We start from the raw sequence: 16688 nt of genomic DNA, 5'->3' as shown, positions 1-16688 counted from the left end.
ATCGGGCAGGGTGGGAAGCATGCGAGTGCTTGTGATCGGCAGCGGAATCGGCGGCGCGGCGACGGCCTGGCACCTGGCGGGCCGCGGCGCGGAAGTGATCATCGCGGACGCGGCGCGCCCGGGGACGGCGACCGAAGCCGGCGCCGGCATCGTCAGCCCCTGGACATCGCGCTGGAACGACGCGCTCTACCCGCTCGCGGCGGCCGCGGGCCGGTACTACCGGGAGTTCACCGCGGAGCTCGAAGGTTCCTCGTTCGAGGTGGTCGGCGGAATGGTGGTCTCGGCCGACGACGCGGAACTGGCCGAAGCCCACGAGCGGCTGACGTCGCGGGCGGCGGACGCGCCCGAGATGGGCGAGGTCCGGCGGCTCGACCCGGCGCAGGCCCGTGAGCTGTTCCCGGCGCTGGCGCCCGGGCTGGGTGCGGTGCACCTGGCGGGCGCCGGGCGCGTCGACGGCCACCAGCTGCGCCGGGCCTTGCTGGCGGCCGCCGAGGCGAGGGGCGCGAAGTTCGTCGAGGGCGAGGTCGCGTTCCGCGCGGACGGCACGGTGGCGACCCCGGACGGCCCCCTGGACGCCGACAGCGTGGTGGTGGCGGCCGGCGCGTGGAGCCGCGAACTGCTGGCCCCGCTGGGGATCGACCTGCCGGTGACGCCGCACCGCGGCCAGATCAGCCACTTCGACCTGCCGGGCACGGAAACCGCGGCCTGGCCAGTGGTCCTGCCCCGCACCAGCCACTACCTCCTGGCCTTCGGCGGCGGCCGGGTGGTGGCGGGCGCGACGCGCGAGGCGGAGGCGGGCTTCGACTACCGCGTGACGGCGGCCGGGCAGCGCGAAGTGCTGGAGAACGCGCTGGCGGTGGCACCGGGTCTCGCGGATGCCACCCTCGCCGAGACCCGGGTCGGCTTCCGCCCGGGAACACCCGACGGCCTGCCGATCCTGGGCACGATCCGGCCGGGCCTGGCGGTGTCGACGGGCTTCGGCGCCGGCGGGCTGACGAACGCGCCGTTCGCGGGAAAGCTCGTGGCGGCGCTGGCCCTGGGGGAGGACCCGGGCTTCGACCTGAGCCCGTTCGCCCCGGACCGGTTCACGGGCCTCAGCCCTCGGTGACCAGCTCCAGCGCGTGCTCGCCGGTGCGCTCGACCACCAAGCCCGCCTTGGTGATCACCTTCGCCAGCTGGTCCACAGTGGACGGCTCCGCGCGGGTGGCCGCCAGCACGTGCGCCAGGCGGCCCTTGTACGCCTTGTTGAAGTGGCTCACCGTCACGCGCTCGCCGCGGGCGTTCTCCGTCACCACCCGGACGGTCACCGCGTCCGGGCGCAGCTTGGCGAACGCCGAGTACGTGCCCGAGCGCAGGTCGACGACCAGGCCCTCGACCGCCTGCAGCACCGGCTCGAGGACCGGCTTCCACAGCCCGCGGACGGTGCCCAGCGCCGGCAGCGAGTTGCCGCCCGAGAGCCGGTACGCCGGGATCGGATCGGTGGCCGACACCACGCCGAACAGCGACGACGTCACCGCCAGCCGCCGGTGGGCCTTCTCCAGTCCCGCCTTCGTGAAGCTCTTCACGTCCAGCGCGTCGTACAGGACGCCGGTGTAGCGGCGCAGCGCCGGCATCGTCGGGGACGTCCACAGCTGCGCGTTGCGCGCGACCTCGCCCGCCTGCCGCTCGGTGAGGCCCAGGGCCGCGATGCTCGCCGGGACGTCGGTGGCCAGCTCGGCCAGCGCGTCGGCCAGCTTCGCGCGCGTCGGGTTCAACTCGGGGAACGACAGCCCGTCGAGGCGGAGCGGGCCGCCGCGGCCGCCGTCGGCCTTGGTCTCGGAAGGGGGGAGGAGCACCAGCACGCCCCGAGCGTAAATCGGGGTGCGTGGGCGCCGCTGCCCGGCCTAGCCTCCCGGCATGGACCTGACCTGGCGACCGTTGACCCTCGGCGACGCTCCCGCTCTCGCCCGGCTGTACGCGGCGGCCGAGGAAGTCGACCGGACGGGTGAGCACTTCAGCGCCGAAGACTTCCGCGAAGAGCTGGCGGGCCCCAACGTCGACCTGGCCCGTGCCACCGTCGGGGCCTGGGCCGGCGACCGGCTCGTGGGCTACGGCCTGGTTCGCCGCCGCGACGCCGCCGACCCCGTGCACATGATCCGGCTCCAGTCGATCGTGCACCCGGACTCCCGGACCGACGCCGTCGGCGCTCACCTGGTCGAGTGGTTCACGCGCACGAGCCGCGAGGTCCACGAGCGCGTCTTCCCGGGCGCGCCCCTCGAACTGCACTACGGCAGCCACGAGAACGAGCGCTGGATCGCCGGTGTCCTCACCCGGGCGGGCTACACGAACAGCCGGACGATGGTCACCATGCGCGTCGGCCTCGCCGACCTGCCGCCGCAGCCCCCGCTACCCGACGGGTTCGCCGCGGTGCCGTTCGAGTTCAAGTACGACCTCGCCGCGCTCGACGCCCGCAACGACACCTTCGCCGACCACTGGGGCAGCACGAGCTACGAGCCGGACGCCTGGCGCCACCTGGTCACCGGCTCGAAGGACTTCCGCCCGGAGTTGTCGTTCCTCGTCCTGGACGGCGACAAGGTGCTGGCGTTCGTGCTGAGCCACCACTACGTGTCCGAAACCGAGGCGACCGGCATCCGCGAGCTTTACGCGACCTGGGTGGGCACCCGGTCGGCCCTGCGTGGCCGCGGCATCGCGTCGGGGCTGCTGGGGCACACCCTCCTGGCGGCGAAGGAGGCGGGATTCGACCGGTCCGCCCTCAACGTCGACGTCGACAACGCCCACCGCGCCCTGGGTGTCTACGAACGCTGCGGATATCGCGTCGTCGACGAATGGCACGTGTACGTGCTCAAGCCCGGACGAGGTTGAGCAACTCCTCGCCCTGCGCGTACCGCCGCAGCTGCTCCGCCGCGAGCTTCTTCGCGCGCGGGTAGAACGACGCCGACCCGCCCGCGATGTGCGGGGTGATGACCACGCCCGGAACCGTCCACAGTGGATGATCCGCGGGCAGGGGTTCCGGGTCCACGACGTCGAGACCGGCGCGGAGACGCCCGGTGCGCGTCTCGGCGAGCAACGCGTCCGTGTCGATCGCCGTGCCGCGGCCGACGTTGACCACCAGGGCGTCGTCGGGGAGGGCGGCGAGCTCGGCGGCGCCGATGAGGCCGCGCGTCGCCGGGGTCTCCGGCAGGACCAGCACGACGATGTCGGCTGCGGGCAGCAGCGCGGGCAGTTCGGCGACGCCGTGGACGTCCTCGTCCGGGCGGGGACGGCTCGCCACCCGCGTCACCACGGCCTCGGCCGCGACGAGCTGGCGTTCGATGGCCTGCCCGATCGAGCCGTACCCGACGAGGAGGACCCGGCTGTCGGCCAGCGACCGCGTGTGCTCCCGCACCCACTCGCCGCGGGTCTGCTGCGCGAACCAGCGCCGCAGCTCCCGCTGCGCGGCGTGGATGAGCGCGAGGGCGTGCTCGGCGACGCTCAGGTCGTGCAGCCCGCGCCCGTTCGCGAGGCGCACGCCCTCGGGCAGCAGCGGCACGATGGCCTCGACGCCGGCCGACAGCGACTGCACCACCCGCAGCGACGGCAGTTCCCGGATCAGTTTCGGCGGCTCCGGCCCGCGGTCGTAGGGCAGCACGTAGAACTCGACGTCCCCGAGATCGGCCGGAGGGGCGCCGGCGCCGTCGTAGTACGCGGCGCCGAGCCCCTCCGGCACGTCGATGTCGGTCCACGGCAGCAGTACGCGAGCGCTCATGCCGCCTTTCTACCCGCTACCGCGTGTAGTAGCCCTGCAGGTCGACGACCAGGTGCGTCGAGCCGGCGGAGTTGAGCACGTCGAAGCGTGCTCCCGAGCCGAGCCGGACCGTCGCGGCGTTGGACGTGTTCTCGCCCGCCATGACGTTCACCGTCGAGGGCACGCCGCTGTAGGGCAGGTCGTGCGACCAGGCGGCCAGGAACGTCGTGGCGCTCGGCTGGACGCCGGTGACGTTGACCGCCACGGCGGTCGCGCCGGACGGCAGGCCGGCGGCCGGCACCGTGACGATCCCGCCCGGGCCCAGCGGCGCCGCCGGGCCGGTGCGGGTGTCGACCAGGCGGGTGGGCGTGCCCAGCGCCGCGTACCGGCTGCCCGTATCGCCGGGGACGAACGAGCCGACCAGGGACAACAGGACGTGGCTCTGGCCGTGGTGCAGGAAGATGCGGATGGCGCCGTCGTCGCCGATCCGCACCAGCGACTGGGTCGCGCGGTGCTCGTTCGGCACGATGTTCAGCGTCGACGGGCCGGGCGTGCCCTGGGCGAAGACGCTGAAGAAGGTGTCGGAGTCGCTTTCGGTCCCGGTGAGGTTGACGGCCACCGCGACGGCGTCGGCGGGGACGCCCGCGACGCCGCGGACCGGCACGGTCACGACCTCGCCCGGGGTCAGCCGGCCCGGGTGCCCGCCGAGCGAGGTGCGGGTGTCGAGCACCAGGCCGGGCTTGTCCTTCGGTTGGTAGGTCGACTCGCCGGAGGCGCTGTAATAGCCGAGGTAGTCGACGATGACGTCGATGGTCCCGGCGTTGTTGCGGACCTTGATCCGGCCGTCCGCGCCGACCGGGACGATCGCCATGCCGGCGGCGGTGCGGCCGCCGGTGATGTTGACGTTGGACGTCGTGGGCAGGGCGTCGCCGTAGGCGGTCAGGAAGGTGCTCGCGGTGCCACCGGTGCCGACCAGGCTGACCGCGACGGCACTCGCGGCGGCGGGCAGGCCGGGGATGGCGACGGACACGGATTCGCCGGCCGCGACGGGCTTCTGGTGGCCGCCGGTGTCGGTGCGGGTGTCGAGCACGCGCTGGGCGGTGGGCAGGGCGGTGTAGGCGTCGCCGCGGAGGCGGAGGCCGATCCAGCCGGCGATGTCGTCGACGCGGGTCTCGACGGTGCCCTGCCGGGTCTCGGTCGAGCCGAGGCAGCCGGCCTGCCAGGACGCGTGGTGGATCCCGGCGAGCTCGACGACGCCGTTGCGCTCGCGGAGGAGGGGACCGCCGGCGTCGCCCTGGCAGGTGGTGGCGGCCGCCGGGTCACCGAGGACGGCGAGGGTGGTGGCGGTGACGCTCTGCACGGAGGCGGGGACGGTGTGGAGCTGGTCGGGGACCCATTCGGTGGCGGTCCGGCCGTAGCCGGCGATGCGCAGGACCTCGTCCGGCGCGGGAGCGGCGGTGCCGATGGCGACGGGCGTGACGCCGGTGACCGGCGCGGCCAGCTTGGCGAGGGCGAGGTTGCGGTCGGCCCGGAAGAGGAGGTCGACGACGGCGCGTTCGGTGCCGGCGGCGCCCCGCTGCCCGACGATCGCCTTCGTGGCGAGCTTCGGCGGACCGGCTTGGCCGCCGTTTTCGGGGAAGCAGCCGGCGGCGGTGACGACCCACTGCGGCGCGACCAGGGCACCGCTGCACCCGTGCAGCCCGCCGACGTCGATCTTGGTGGCGAAGGTGTAGGCGCCTGCGGCGGCCGGGCTGCCCCCGGTGACGGCGGACGCGGGAACGGCGGCGAGGAGGCCGGCCACCGCGACGGCGGCGAGCGTGGCCCCGGCTCTTCCGGGCATGGCGAAGGCACCCTTGACGGGCGGCATGGATCCCCCTGTGATTCGGAAACTCCGTCGCGAACGGGAACTGTCGCGGGCACCCCGCACCAAGGACCCCCCGTTCCTGGTCGCGCCGATGCTAGCCGGTTGTGTTGGCGGGGGGCCAGTAGCCGAAAGGCGGGTGAGGAGGGGGTTGGGCCGAACGGACGATCATGGGGCCGGTCTGGGCGGGAATCGTTGTGGGACAGGGGATCTGTTGACGGCTGAGCCGGGGCAGCATCGGCCGGCGGAGGAGCGGTGGGCTCGGCGAGCGGGCCGGGCCGGCTGGGTGCGGCAGCCGCCGGCCGCGCCGTCGCGGGATGGGCCGGGGAGCGCCGGCCCGGCGAGCGGGCCGGTCGCTTCGACGCAGCCCGCCCTCCCGGTCGAGCTCAGTGCGCGCCGGCCGATACGCAGAACTCGTTGCCCTCCGGATCCACCAGCACCGTCCACGCCAGGCCCGGGACCTCGTGCTCCGCCACCTCCTTCGCGCCCAGCCCCACCAGCCGTGCCACCTCGGCCCGGCGATCCTCGCAGCCGAAGTCCACGTGGACGCGGTTCTTGCCCGCTCTCGGCTCCGGGACCCGCTGCAGCCCCACCGTCAGGCCGCCCTCCGGTGGGGCCAGCATCAGGAAGTCGCCGTGGTCCTGGGCCACGTTTGTGCCCAGCGCCGCCGTCCAGAACTCCGCCAGCCTCTTCGGGTCGGCGCAGTCGATCGTGATCATGCCCATTTGCATCGCCATGTCCCGAAGCTAGCGGCCACCACCGACAAAACCGGCCGCCGAGTAACCCGTTGGAGTCACGGCGGGGGGATTGACTACCCTGAGCGGGACTTTCACACCCGCCCGGCGCAGGGAGCCCCGCAGTGATCACCAGGACTTCGTCGTTGTTCCTTCGCACGTTGCGCGAGGATCCGGCGGACGCCGAGGTACCGAGCCACCGGCTCCTGGTACGTGCCGGCTATGTCCGCCGGGTCGCTCCGGGCGGGTACTCCTGGCTGCCGCTCGGCCTGCGGGTGCTGCGCCGCATCGAGGCCGTCGTGCGCGAAGAGATGAACGCCATCGGCGCGCAGGAGATCCAGTTCCCCGCGCTGCTGCCGAAGGAGCCCTACGAGGCCACCGGCCGCTGGACCGAGTACGGCGACGGCCTCTTCCGCCTCAAGGACCGCAAGGGCGCCGACTACCTCCTCGGCCCGACGCACGAGGAGCTCTTCGCCCTCACCGTCAAGGGCGAGTACAGCTCGTACCGCGACTACCCGGTCACGCTCTACCAGATCCAGACCAAGTACCGCGACGAAGCGCGCCCCCGGGCCGGCATCCTGCGCGGCCGCGAGTTCGTCATGAAGGACTCCTACTCCTTCGACCTCGACGACGACGGTCTCGCGCGCTCCTACCAGGCCCACCGGGACGCCTACACGAAGCTGTTCGACCGGCTCGGCCTCGAATACGTCGTCGTCAAGGCGACGTCGGGCGCCATGGGCGGCTCGGCGTCCGAGGAGTTCCTCGCGGTCGCCGAGACGGGCGAGGACACCTACGTCCGCAGCACCGAGTCCGGCTACGCGGCGAACGTCGAAGCCGTCGTCACGCCCGCGCCCCCCGCGCAGCCGATCGAGGGCCGTCCCGAGGCGCAGGTGCACCACACGCCGAACACGCCGACCATCGAGACGCTCGTCGACTTCCTCAACAACGCGGGCCTGGGCCGCACGTTCACCGCCGCGGACACGCTGAAGAACGTCATGCTCAAGACGCGTCAGCCGGGCTCGGCCGAGTGGCAGCTCGTCTGCGTCGCCGTCCCGGGCGACCGCGAAGTGGACATGAAGCGCCTCGAAGCGTCGCTGGAGCCGGCCGAGGTCGCGCTGCTCGACGAGGCCGACTTCGCGAAGAACCCGTTCCTCGTCAAGGGCTACATCGGCCCGAAGGCGCTGCAGGACAACGGCGTGCGCTACCTCGCCGACCCGCGGATCGTCCCCGGCACCGCCTGGGTCACCGGGGCCGACAAGGTCGACCACCACGTCGTCGATCTGCTCGCCGGCCGCGACTTCACGCCGGACGGCACCATCGAGGCCGCCGAGGTCCGCGAGGGCGACGCGTCGCCGGACGGGCACGGCACCCTGGTCGCCGCGCGCGGCATCGAGATCGGGCACATCTTCCAGCTGGGCCGCAAGTACACCGACGCCTTCGAGGTCGACGCGCTCGGCCCCGACTCGAAGCCGATCCGGATCACCATGGGGTCCTACGGCGTCGGCGTCTCGCGGCTGGTCGGCGTGCTCGCCGAGCAGAACCACGACGACCTCGGCCTGATCTGGCCGCGGGTGGTCTCGCCGTTCGACGTGCACATCGTCATCGCGGGCAAGGACGAGGCGGTCGCGGCCGGTGCCGAGAAGATCGCCGCCGAGCTGGACGCGGCCGGCGTCGAGGTCATCCTCGACGACCGGAAGGCGACCCCGGGCGTCAAGTTCGCCGACGCCGAGCTGGTCGGCGTCCCGACCATCCTGGTCGTCGGGCGCGGCCTGGCCAACGGCGTCGTCGAGGTCAAGGACCGGCGTTCCGGCGAGCGCGAGGAGATCGCGGTCGACGCCGTCGTCGAGCACCTGGTCAAGCTCGTCCGGAGCTGAGATGAACCGGCGCTCCGACGATGAGACGCCGGGGTACGAGGACAACGCGGCGCTCCGCGGGTTCGGCGGTTACGAACCCGCGGACGCCCCGCGCGCGCAGCCGAAGCGGATCCGGCCGAAGCTGAAACCGCTGAAGTGGCGGCGGGCGCCGTGGTTCGGCCTGGTGTTCATCGCCCTGGTCGCCGGCGTGCTGAACGCGCTGGGCGTCGGCAAGCCGCACCCGGCCTCGTCCTCGCCGTCACCCGCGCCGCTGGTGGTGACGCCCTCGCCGCGTGCGGTGGTGCCGGCGGCGGTCGAGGGCTGGCAGCCCGTGGCCGGTCGCGACGGCGCGTACGCCTACGACGTCCCGCCGAATTGGCAACCGACGCCCGACACCCAGCACGGCTGGGCCGGGATCAGGCTGATCACCAGCGCGTTCCTCGGCAAGTGCGGTGGTGGCGCCGGCCTCACCACGGAGCCACTGGCCGACCTCGAGGCGGCAGCCCGCAAGGCGGCGACGGACCTGGCGAAGGGCGCGTATGGTGCGGTGCCGGAGATCGGGCCTGGGACGGACGCGCAGGTTCCCCGGGCCGACGGCACGGCGGTTCCCGCCCGGGTGGTGGTCGCTTCGGTGACTCCGGCGCAGACGGGGGAGTGCGCCGTCCCGCACGCGCAGCTGGCGGTGCTGGCGTTCGGTGGGGATTCGGGGACGTCCGGCGTGCTGGTGGCGTACGGGGAATCGGCGCGGGAGGACCTGGTGCGGATCGTGCGGAGCTACCGGTTCGTCCCGGCGGCGGACCGGGGGACGACGACCCCGCCGCCGACGACCGTCCGTTAGAGCGGCCGCGGACCGGCAGCGCCGCTTCCGTTGAGCGCGGGAATTCGGCAGGCTGCGGGGCATGAGTGGGGATGCGGGCAGACGGCTGGGCCGGATCCGGGCCGTCGCGTTCGGGGTGCTGGCCGTCTCAGGGGTGCTGCTCCTTTTCGGACCGCTGCTGGCCAAAGCGTGGATCTGGCTCGTCGAGCCGCGGGATCCGGACTGGTGGGGTGCCTCCGGCCAGTGGGTCGGCGGCATCGGCACGATCGCAGCCGTCGTGGTCGCGCTGTGGATCGCCATCCGCGACGGCCGGCTCGCGCAGGCCGACCGCCGGGAGCGGGACCTGCGCGAACGGCAGGAGCAGGCCGCGAAGGTCACCGCGTGGATCGAGTACGCCGGCGGCCAGGGCTTCATGGTCGTCTCCAACGCGAACGCCGAAGCGGTCAACCACGTCGTCGTCTCGTTCGACCTCGTGCACAACCTGCCGATGACCGGGTCGACCCTGCACCGCGGGCCGGACATCGAGGACGACGAATACCTCTACGCCATCCTGCCGCCCGGGAAGTGGCGGATGCCGATCCGCGAGGAGTGGCAGCGCCCGGACATGACGCCCGGGGTGATGCTCGCCTTCACCGACTCGCGGAACGGCCACTGGCTCCGCCTGACCGACGGACGGCTGATCCCGAAGGAGCACAACGTCGTCACCCGGCGGAAGATCCGCTTCCCGCAGCGGATCAGCGTGCCCGAGAGCTACTGACCAGCTTCGCCAGCTGCCGCAGCCGGACGTCCGGCAGGTAGGCCCGGCTCAGCGCCAGCCCGATGCGCGGAAGGTCGGCTTCGTCGCGGAAAGCCAGGTACAGCGGGACGTGGCGCGGCTGGAACTTCGCCTTGAACGCGTGCAGGGAACGGAATCCGTAGTACGGCTCCATCACGCGGCCCAGCGACTCCAGGACCCGGTCCACCGGCCGCGCCGCGAACCCGTCGCCGCTGCGGGCCAGCGGCGCACCCGACAGCGAGACGAACCGCGCGCCTTCCTCGCGGAAGGCCAGGCACGCCGAGGCGATGAGGAACTCCATCACCGGGCGGAAGCCGTGGGCGCTGCGGCGCATGACGTCCAGCGTCCAGCCGCCGATCTTGCCCGCGCCGGTGTGGACCGGCAGCCACGACGTCACGCCGTGGACCGTGCCCTCCGCGTCGACCGCCAGGCCGACCCGGGTCGCCGGGTCCATCGCCTCGTCGAGGCCGCCGAGGGTGAAGCCCATCTCCGGCATGGCCTTGCCGGACATCCACTCCTCCGACAGCGCCCGGACCTGGGCCAGGATCGGCTCGGGCTGGTCGGCCAGGCGGACCAGCCGGAACTCGATGTCCTGCTTGGCCGCCTTGTTCAGCGCCGAGCGGACGTCCTGCCACGCCTTGCCGCGGAACTCGAGGCCATCGAGGTCGAGCACGTTGTCCTCGGCCACCTGGACGTGCTGCCAGCCCAGCTCGCGCGTCGCCGCGACGGTGGCTTCCGTCGCCGAGAACACGCACGGCACCAGCCCGGAGTTCTCGCACATCGCGGCGAATTCGGTGACCGTGGCGGCCGCCGTGCCGTCCGGCGCGATCGGGTCGCCCAGCGCCACCGCGACCCCCGCGTGACGGCGGTACGCGAGGTAGGACAGGCCGTCCTCGCGGACGAAGTAGGTGTTGCGCGGCCAGGTCGTCATCCACGACAGCGTGCTGCCGCCGTGGCGCCCCAGCAGGGTGCGGGCCAGCGCCGGCCCCGGGCCCTGCGCGTGCCGCCGCAGCCGGCGCCGCGAAGGCACCCGGAAGGCGTGGCGGGCGGCGATCAGGACGGCCAGCTCGACCGTCCACAAGAGATTGTCCACGAAGAACAGCGGCAGACCCGTGACGTCGTAGTCGCCGCCGAAGATGTCGGCCACCCCGAGCAGCGTCGCGACGGCGAGCCCCTGCACCGTCACGAACGCCGAAAGCCCGACGGCCCAGCGCCACGCGACGCGGCTGCCCTTGCGCAGCCCGTTGAGCATCGGCACCACCAGCAGCACCAGGATGCCGAGCTCCGGCGCCGACAGCGAAACGCCGTCGTCGGACCCGAACGGGCCGTCGCCGGGCACCAGGAACATCACGATCTCGGCGATGGTGAGCAGCAGCAGGCCGGCCACGGCCAGCACCCGCCACTCCCGCAGGTTCGGGGCCGCCTGGGCGCCGATCCGCCGGGTGCCGACCAGGCGCTTGCCGAGCGGAAGGGCCAGCAGCAGCGCGAAGAAGTGCACGAGGTCGGCCAGCGTGCCGACGTAGACGATCGCGACCCCGGCGTACACGCACAGCCCGGCCCGCAACCGCAGCGCCCACGGCGGCCGCAGCGTCGCGCTGGCGATGGCCACCGCGGCGAGCGCGCCGCCGGAGAACCCGACGTCGAGGCTGCCCGCGACCCGCTCGGCCCACAGCCAGCCGGAATTGCGGGACAGCGCGAGGAACTGGGTCGCGGCGAGCACCGCGACGAGCTGGCCGCCGATGGTCACCGCCATCGCGCGCCGCGTCCCCAGCTTCCACTCGGCGAAGCCGGCGAAGAGCGCGAAGCTGCCGACCATCGGGAGGTAATACCAAGGGATGACGGCGAAGAACGGCCCGGTGAGCATCGTCCACCACCGGCCCGCCTCCAGTGACGGCAGTCCATAGGCGACGAACGGGTAGACCGCGCGGTCTTCGGCGGCGTTCCACAACGCCCCGGTCGCGACGGCCAGCACCAGCATCGCGAGCGTGACACCGCTGGTGAACGGCAGTCGCTGTCTCAACACCGCAACCGTGCTCCGGATGCGGCCCCCTCCGGCGGTTCCGGCCGCCGCCCCTGCGTCAGTCATGGGGAGAAGTCTGTCGAGTTCCCGCCACCGCGGACATCGGGCAAGGGAACGAGATTTCCCCTAGGGGTGTCGTCCTTTCGGCTGAGGGATGTCCCCCTCTGCAGGACGACGTCAGCCGAGGACGGCGCGCCGGACCGCGTCGGTGTCGGTCAGGTCGGGCAGCACCGTGTGGGCGCCCTCGGCCTGCAGTTCTTCGGCGGAGTAGTGCCCGGTGGCCACCGCGACGGAGACCGCGCCGTTGGCCACCGCGGCCCGGACGTCGTTCGGCGTGTCGCCGATGACGACCACCGCGTCGGCGTCGAATTCCGTGCCGTGCTTGGCCGCCGCCAGCGCCATCGCGTGCGGAACCAGGTCCGGGCGGTGCACCGAGAGCGTGCCGTAGCCGCCGATCTCGAGGTCGAGGTGCTCGTCCAGGCCGAACGGGGCGAGCTTGTGCCGGGAGATCTCCGGCAGGTTGCCGGTGACGAGCGTCTGGACGACGTCGCCGCCGGCGGCGAACGCGGTCAGCGCCTCGGCCGCGCCCGGCAGCGCGCGGGCCGTCTCCGCGAAGGTGTGCCGGTGGCGTTCGGACTCCGCCACCAAGGCCTTGAACAGCGCCTGGATCGTCTCCTCGGCGGCCTCGAAGCCGTTCGCGGTGAGCAGGTCGGTCGTCGTCGCCCGTTCCGTGCGGCCGCCGAACACCGGGTGCACGCGCAGGGTCGCGCCGGTCGCCGCGGTGAACGCGGTCCCGTACCAGGCCGCGCCCAGTTCGGAGAAGTCCACGAGCGTGTGGTCGATGTCCCAGAGCACCAGCCGCTTCTTCGTCACGGATCCGAGGCTACCGGGGACCCTATTCAACGCGTGTTGACTTCCGGGCGGCCGGGTCGTACCTTGAGCGTAATTCAACACGCGAAGAATAAATGGAGGCAGTGATGACCCGTCCCGCAGGGGCGCTCGCCCTGGTCGCCGCCCTGGCCGGCGCGCTGGTGGCGGTGGTGCTCGGATTCCTCACCTTCGGCGCGCAGGCCACCGTCGCGCCCGACGGCGTCCCGGTCGCCGTCGCCGCACCGCCGGAGATCGCGCAGCGCATCGCCGCCCACGGCGGTGGCCAGCTCGCCTGGACCGTCGCGACCCCGGCCGAAGCGCGACAGCTCCTGGAAGACAAGAAGGTCTACGGCGTGCTCGAACTCGGGCCGGGACCGTCCGCGACCGTCGTGACGTCGGGCGCGGTCAACCCGGCGGGCACCCAGGTCGCGCAGCAGGCGCTGACCGGCGCCGCGACCGCGCTGGCCGGCCCGCCGAAGCAGGAGGTCCTGCACCCGGTCGGGCTCGCGGGCCGGACCGCGCCGCTGGCCGCGAGCGCGCTGGCGTGGATCGGGGCGCTCGTCGCGGGTCTCGCGCTGACGCAGCTCGCGAAGCGGACCGGCCGGAGCGTCGGGGCCGGCGCCCGGTTCCTGCAGGTCGTCGGCGCGGGTGTGCTGATCACGGCGGTGGTGGCCGGGTTCTTCGCGCTGTGGGACGCGACGCTGCCGCTGACCGCGGACGTCCTCGGCTTCGTCTTCCTGGCCGCGACGGCGTTCGCGGCGCTGCAGGCCGGGTTGCTGCGCCTGCTGGGCCTGCGCGCGATGGCCGTCCTCGCGCCGCTGTACCTGGTCGCGCCCGCGGTGGCCGGGCAGGTGCCGGAGCTGCTGAACCCGGCCTACCGCGCGCTGCTGTGGTCGTGGACGCCGTTCCGGTTCTCCACCGAAGGCCTGCGCAGCCTGCTGCAGGGCGTCCCGGGCGCGCCCGACGTGACGACCGCCCTGTGGGTGCTCGGTGCGCTGCTGGCCGCGGGCCTGCTGGTGGCGCTGTGGCCGGTCCGCTCAGCCCGCGAGGAGGCTGAACCGCACCTTGCGGACGGGGTTGTCGAGGTTGGTGTCCACTAGGCAGATCGACTGCCAGGTGCCCAGCGCGAGGACGCCGCCGAGCACCGGGATCGTCGCGTACGGCGGCACCAGCGCCGGGAGCACGTGGTCACGGCCGTGACCCGGGCTCCCGTGCCGGTGCCGCCAGCGGCCGTCGCGGGGGAGCAGCTCGTCGAGCGCGGTCAGCAGGTCCTCGTCGCTGCCGGCGCCGGTTTCCAGGACGGCCAGCCCGGCGGTGGCGTGCGGGACCCAGACGTGCAGCAGCCCGTCGGTGGCGTCGGCGTCGCGCAGGAACGCCTCGGCTTCGTGGGTGAGGTCGTGGACGACGGCTTCCGAGCCGGTGCGGACCTCGATCTCGGTGGAATACATGCGGCCCAGCCTAGGGAGCGACGGGCTCCTTCGCGGGGTGACCGGTGCGGGTGAACGCGAACGCCGTCAAGGCCGCCAGGAGCACCGCGCTGGCGAGGTAGGGGACGACCGGGTCGATCTCGTACAGGCCGGTGCCCAGCAACGGCCCGCCCATGAACGCCAGCGCGCTGCTCGACCCCATGAGCCCGGCGACCGCGCCCTGCTCCTCCCGGGTGGCCGGCAGCGTCGGCGCCGACATGAACCCCGGCGTCGCGAACCCCATCCCCGCGCCGAGCACGCCCACGCCGGCGCCGAGCAGGAACCCGTCCGAGCCGGTGGCCACCACGAGCATCCCGGCGGTCATGACGACCGCGCCCACGCGGACCAGCCGCAGCGGCGTCCAGTCCAGGCGCGGGACGGCGAGCACCTGGACCAGGATGATCATCCCCGCTCCGGCCAGCATGACCAGGCTCGTCACCCGCCCGGTGTCCTGCGCGGCCAGGTGCAGGCGGTCCTGCACGAGGAACCCGATGGTCATCAGGACGATCGCCAGCGCGAGGTAGAGGCCGAAGCCGAGGGTCAGGAACGGCCACAGGCGCTTGTCGAACGGGCTGACCTTCACCGTCTCCGGCCGCGTGACGCGCTTCGGGGGCTTCGGCAGCGCGAAGGTGATCACGACGGCGATCGCGGCCAAGACGACCGGCGCGGCGTAGACCGGGACGAGCAGATTGCCGGTGAGGCTCAGGAGCCCGCCCAGCGCGGGCCCGACGGCGAGCGCGAGGCCCTGGGCCGCGCCGAAGACCGCCATGCCCCGCACGCGCGCGGCGGGGCCGTTGGTGACGTCGGCGATGTAGGACTGCGCGGTCACCGGCGTCGCGGCCCAGGCCAGCCCGAACGCGACGCCGCGGGTGAGCAGGACGGCCGTGAACAGCACCGGCACGGCGAGCGCCTTCGCCAGGCCGAGCTGGGCGACGAAGGCGAAGCCGAGCAGGCTCGCCATGGCGCCCAGCAGGGAGAGAAGCAGGACCGGCCGGTGTCCCCAGCGCGCGGTCCGGCGGCCCCAGAACGGGCTGGCCAGCACGACACCGGCCCCGCCGATCGCCCACACCGAGCCGAGCGCGAACTCGCTGAAGCCGAATTCGCGGGCCAGCGGCGGCAGGAGCGGGTTGAGCATCTGCTGGCCGGCCATCAGGCCGAAGACCGCCAGGCACACCACCAGGACAGGTCGTCTTTCCGTGGTCATGATCGTTCCCCAGTTCTGTCCGACGACTTTTCGAACATGTTCCGAAAGTAGCACGGCGGGCATGATGGGGGCATGCCTCGACCCGCCGGCCGCATGGGACGGCCGCCGACGACGTCCCGCGAGCAGATCCTCGAAGCGGCGCGGGTGATCCTCGACCGGGACGGCTGGGAAAAGCTGACGATCCGCCGGCTCGCCGCGGAGCTCGGCGTCGGCGCGACGACGCTGTACCACCACGTGCGCGACAAGGACGACCTGCTGATCCAGCTGCTCGAGCACTACGCCGGCCGGCTGCCGCGGCCGGCCCTGCCGGACGACCCGCGCGACCGCATCGTCGCCGCGGCGACCGTGATGCACGACGCGCTGGCCGCCTGGCCGCAGGTCGTGGAGGTGCTGACGGCCGACGACCTGCTGGGCGAGCCGGCGCTGTGGATGGTCGAGGGTATCGTCGGCGGGGCACTCGATTGCGGCTGTGCGCCGGAGCGGGCCGTCGAGCTGTACCGGAACATCTGGTACTACACGGTGGGCGAGATCCTCGTTCGCGCTCGCGCCGGGCGGCGGGCCGCCGAGGGCCGGCCCCGTTACCGCGACTCGGTGTTCGCGAACCTGGACGAGTCCCGGTTCCCCGGGCTGGCCGGCATCGGGGAACGCTGGCCGGAGCTGACCGCGCGCGACACCTACCGGGCCGGGCTGCGCGCCTTCGTCGACGGGCTGCTCGCTCAGGAATCCAAGTAGCGCAACACCGCGAGCACCCGGCGGTTGTCCCCTTCGGACGGTGGCAGGCCGAGCTTGCCGAAGATCGACGTCACGTACTTCTCCACCGAACCGGGGGAGAGGAACAGCTTCGTCGCGATCGCGGAGTTCGACCGGCCCTCCGCCATCAGGCCCAGCACCTCGCGTTCCCGCGGGGTGAGGCCGCCGAGCGCGTCGGTCTGGCGCGTCGCCGAGAACAGCTGGCTGACGACCTCGGGGTCGAGGACCGTTTCGCCGTCCGCGACCCGGCGCAGCGCGTCGAGGAAGTCCGACACCTCGGCGACGCGATCCTTGAGCAGGTAGCCGACGCCGCCCGCGCGGTCGGCCAGCAGCTGGGCCGCGTACTTCGTCTCGACGTACTGGGAGAACAGCAGGATCGCGCAGCCGGGGAGCTCGCGGCGCAGCGCGATCGCCGCGCGCAGGCCCTCGTCGGTGTGCGCCGGCGGCATCCTGATGTCCACAATGGACACGTCGGGGGCGTGGTCGTTGACCGCTTCGCGCAGGGCGTCGGCGTCCTTCACCGCGGCGACGACCTCGTGGCCGCGGAAGGTCAGCAGCTCGACGAGACCCTGGCGCAGGATGGTGGAGTCCTCCGCGATGACGATCCGCATGCC

16 protein-coding genes are annotated in these 16688 nt (G+C 73.1%); 7 read left to right on the top strand and 9 right to left on the bottom strand.

Annotated elements, in window-relative coordinates; genetic code table 11:
* Positions 1–19: 19 nt before the first annotated feature.
* Positions 20–1108, top strand: a complete 1089-nt coding sequence (locus H5965_RS31165; RefSeq protein ID WP_310974351.1) for an FAD-dependent oxidoreductase — start codon at positions 20–22, stop codon at positions 1106–1108.
* Here H5965_RS31165 and yaaA read toward each other — a convergent pair.
* Positions 1095–1841 carry a peroxide stress protein YaaA gene (gene yaaA, locus H5965_RS31160; protein WP_310974350.1) on the bottom strand — a complete coding sequence of 249 codons (747 nt, stop codon included), beginning with the start codon at positions 1839–1841 and terminating at the stop codon, positions 1095–1097. The genes H5965_RS31165 and yaaA overlap by 14 nt on opposite strands.
* 55 nt (positions 1842–1896) lie before the next feature.
* Here yaaA and H5965_RS31155 point away from each other — a divergent pair, with 55 nt between their 5' ends.
* On the top strand, positions 1897–2862 hold the full coding sequence (locus tag H5965_RS31155; protein WP_310974348.1) for a GNAT family N-acetyltransferase: 966 nt from the start codon (positions 1897–1899) through the stop codon (positions 2860–2862).
* Here H5965_RS31155 and H5965_RS31150 read toward each other — a convergent pair.
* The 3 genes from H5965_RS31150 to H5965_RS31140 form a co-directional block, all read right to left on the bottom strand.
* The gene (locus tag H5965_RS31150) at positions 2843–3745 is read right to left on the bottom strand and encodes a 2-hydroxyacid dehydrogenase (protein ID WP_310974346.1); all 903 of its coding nucleotides are present in this window, start codon (positions 3743–3745) and stop codon (positions 2843–2845) included. The genes H5965_RS31155 and H5965_RS31150 overlap by 20 nt on opposite strands.
* Before the next feature lie 16 nt (positions 3746–3761).
* On the bottom strand, positions 3762–5564 hold the full coding sequence (locus H5965_RS31145; RefSeq protein WP_310974344.1) for a S1 family peptidase: 1803 nt from the start codon (positions 5562–5564) through the stop codon (positions 3762–3764).
* A 407-nt stretch (positions 5565–5971) separates the two neighbouring features.
* Positions 5972–6322, bottom strand: coding sequence for a VOC family protein (locus tag H5965_RS31140; RefSeq protein ID WP_310974343.1), 351 nt, complete (start codon positions 6320–6322; stop codon positions 5972–5974).
* A gap of 122 nt (positions 6323–6444) precedes the next feature.
* On the opposite strand from H5965_RS31140, the gene H5965_RS31135 reads away from it, so the two are divergent.
* From H5965_RS31135 to H5965_RS31125, 3 genes are all read left to right on the top strand, one after another.
* Entirely contained in the window at positions 6445–8193 is a 1749-nt protein-coding gene (locus H5965_RS31135; RefSeq protein WP_310974341.1) for a proline--tRNA ligase, read from the top strand.
* Position 8194: 1 nt separating this feature from the next.
* Positions 8195–9010: a hypothetical protein gene (locus H5965_RS31130; RefSeq protein ID WP_310974340.1), complete on the top strand. Its 816-nt coding sequence runs from the start codon at positions 8195–8197 to the stop codon at positions 9008–9010.
* 61 nt (positions 9011–9071) lie between these two features.
* Positions 9072–9746 carry a hypothetical protein gene (locus H5965_RS31125; protein ID WP_310974339.1) on the top strand — a complete coding sequence of 225 codons (675 nt, stop codon included), beginning with the start codon at positions 9072–9074 and terminating at the stop codon, positions 9744–9746.
* On the opposite strand, the gene H5965_RS31120 is transcribed toward H5965_RS31125, so the two are convergent.
* Together H5965_RS31120 and H5965_RS31115 are read right to left on the bottom strand one after the other, a co-directional pair.
* On the bottom strand, positions 9724–11787 hold the full coding sequence (locus tag H5965_RS31120; RefSeq protein WP_310974337.1) for a DUF2156 domain-containing protein: 2064 nt from the start codon (positions 11785–11787) through the stop codon (positions 9724–9726). The genes H5965_RS31125 and H5965_RS31120 overlap by 23 nt on opposite strands.
* A 174-nt stretch (positions 11788–11961) precedes the next feature.
* Positions 11962–12657, bottom strand: a complete 696-nt coding sequence (locus H5965_RS31115) for a haloacid dehalogenase-like hydrolase (RefSeq protein WP_310974335.1) — start codon at positions 12655–12657, stop codon at positions 11962–11964.
* Between the two features lie 104 nt (positions 12658–12761).
* Here H5965_RS31115 and H5965_RS31110 point away from each other — a divergent pair, with 104 nt between their 5' ends.
* On the top strand, positions 12762–13754 hold the full coding sequence (locus tag H5965_RS31110; protein ID WP_310974333.1) for an ABC transporter permease: 993 nt from the start codon (positions 12762–12764) through the stop codon (positions 13752–13754).
* Here H5965_RS31110 and H5965_RS31105 read toward each other — a convergent pair.
* On the bottom strand, positions 13692–14102 hold the full coding sequence (locus H5965_RS31105) for a secondary thiamine-phosphate synthase enzyme YjbQ (RefSeq protein ID WP_310974331.1): 411 nt from the start codon (positions 14100–14102) through the stop codon (positions 13692–13694). The two genes, H5965_RS31110 and H5965_RS31105, sit on opposite strands and share 63 nt — an antisense overlap.
* Before the next feature lie 10 nt (positions 14103–14112).
* The gene (locus tag H5965_RS31100; protein ID WP_310974329.1) at positions 14113–15324 is read right to left on the bottom strand and encodes an MFS transporter; all 1212 of its coding nucleotides are present in this window, start codon (positions 15322–15324) and stop codon (positions 14113–14115) included.
* 72 nt (positions 15325–15396) lie between these two features.
* On the opposite strand from H5965_RS31100, the gene H5965_RS31095 reads away from it, so the two are divergent.
* Entirely contained in the window at positions 15397–16056 is a 660-nt protein-coding gene (locus tag H5965_RS31095; protein ID WP_310974327.1) for a TetR/AcrR family transcriptional regulator, read from the top strand.
* Here the strand turns inward: H5965_RS31095 and H5965_RS31090 are convergent.
* Entirely contained in the window at positions 16041–16685 is a 645-nt protein-coding gene (locus tag H5965_RS31090; protein ID WP_310974324.1) for a response regulator transcription factor, read from the bottom strand. The genes H5965_RS31095 and H5965_RS31090 overlap by 16 nt on opposite strands.
* Between the last annotated feature and the right edge of the window lie 3 nt (positions 16686–16688).

Origin of the sequence: Amycolatopsis sp. 505, assembly GCF_031625235.1 — a bacterium.
In the GTDB taxonomy this organism is placed as follows: domain Bacteria; phylum Actinomycetota; class Actinomycetes; order Mycobacteriales; family Pseudonocardiaceae; genus Amycolatopsis.
The sequence above is the reverse complement of the archived record's forward strand: the minus strand, read 5'-3'. Positions and strand labels throughout refer to the sequence as shown.

What these genes read in the sequence shown, in the direction of transcription:
- H5965_RS31165 (WP_310974351.1), top strand. Translation starts at nt 20, where the DNA reads ATGCGAGTGCTTGTGATCGGCAGCGGAATCGGCGGCGCGGCGACGGCC.
- H5965_RS31110 (WP_310974333.1), top strand. Translation starts at nt 12,762, where the DNA reads ATGACCCGTCCCGCAGGGGCGCTCGCCCTGGTCGCCGCCCTGGCCGGC.
- H5965_RS31095 (WP_310974327.1), top strand. Translation starts at nt 15,397, where the DNA reads ATGCCTCGACCCGCCGGCCGCATGGGACGGCCGCCGACGACGTCCCGC.
- H5965_RS31155 (WP_310974348.1), top strand. Translation starts at nt 1,897, where the DNA reads ATGGACCTGACCTGGCGACCGTTGACCCTCGGCGACGCTCCCGCTCTC.
- H5965_RS31140 (WP_310974343.1), bottom strand. Translation starts at nt 6,322, where the DNA reads ATGGCGATGCAAATGGGCATGATCACGATCGACTGCGCCGACCCGAAG.
- H5965_RS31145 (WP_310974344.1), bottom strand. Translation starts at nt 5,564, where the DNA reads ATGCCCGGAAGAGCCGGGGCCACGCTCGCCGCCGTCGCGGTGGCCGGC.
- H5965_RS31130 (WP_310974340.1), top strand. Translation starts at nt 8,195, where the DNA reads ATGAACCGGCGCTCCGACGATGAGACGCCGGGGTACGAGGACAACGCG.
- H5965_RS31105 (WP_310974331.1), bottom strand. Translation starts at nt 14,102, where the DNA reads ATGTATTCCACCGAGATCGAGGTCCGCACCGGCTCGGAAGCCGTCGTC.
- H5965_RS31150 (WP_310974346.1), bottom strand. Translation starts at nt 3,745, where the DNA reads ATGAGCGCTCGCGTACTGCTGCCGTGGACCGACATCGACGTGCCGGAG.
- H5965_RS31125 (WP_310974339.1), top strand. Translation starts at nt 9,072, where the DNA reads ATGAGTGGGGATGCGGGCAGACGGCTGGGCCGGATCCGGGCCGTCGCG.
- H5965_RS31100 (WP_310974329.1), bottom strand. Translation starts at nt 15,324, where the DNA reads ATGACCACGGAAAGACGACCTGTCCTGGTGGTGTGCCTGGCGGTCTTC.
- H5965_RS31090 (WP_310974324.1), bottom strand. Translation starts at nt 16,685, where the DNA reads ATGCGGATCGTCATCGCGGAGGACTCCACCATCCTGCGCCAGGGTCTC.